General features: G+C 56.7%; 1 protein-coding gene. It reads left to right on the top strand.

Annotated elements, in window-relative coordinates; all coding sequences use genetic code 11:
• Nucleotides 1–241: 241 nt before the first annotated feature.
• Nucleotides 242–646 carry a hypothetical protein gene (locus E1297_RS01015; RefSeq protein WP_155132781.1) on the top strand — a complete coding sequence of 135 codons (405 nt, stop codon included), beginning with the start codon at nucleotides 242–244 and terminating at the stop codon, nucleotides 644–646.
• Nucleotides 647–684: the final 38 nt, after the last annotated feature.

Raw genomic sequence — 684 nt, 5'->3', positions numbered from 1 at the left:
CAGTGCGCTGGAAACCCCGTCCTTCAGGGCAGGGAAGACGTTAACAAGCTGCGCCTTGTATCCCGGACCTGAAGGATCGGGTTGTACAGTTTCGCCGTGCGAATGACGCAATTTCGCTTGAATTTCGGTTTGAGAAGCTACCGGGCCATGAGGTTCCGGCCTGTCTCCTGCCTCTCTTTAGGTATTTTCACCTCCTATTCTGGTACAATCACGACCACTCAATTCCACCACAAGGAGCCACATGCCATACTACCACGCGACTTGGGTCGAAAACCTTCCGTCCATCCTGAAGCACGGTCTCGGCGGCTCTGAGTTAAGCCGAAGCAATTTCGAAGGCATCCCGCAAGGTGTCTATCTCGCTCTGGACCCCATGGTTTCGGTCGCGGTTCTCATCGAGGCTCTGGTCGATAATCCCAACGTTCGCGATTGCGCATCGCCGGCCGACGACCTCGCTCGCATTCGGGTCATCGTCGTTGACGACGCTCGCGTTTCCGCCGAGAAACTCTCCGTTGACCCCGTGATCGGTCGGGCCGATGTCGCTTTCCTGCATTTCGGTGTCATAGACGTGACATCAAGCGCGATTCTGACGGTGGACCAACTCCTGTCCAGCGCCGAAGAAGAGACCGCAACAGCCATCAGTCCTTAAGGTGGTTATTAACGTCTTCCCCGCCCTGAAGGGCGGGG

The organism is Roseibium sp. RKSG952 (assembly GCF_009711355.1).
This window is presented reverse-complemented; position numbering and strand designations above follow the sequence as displayed.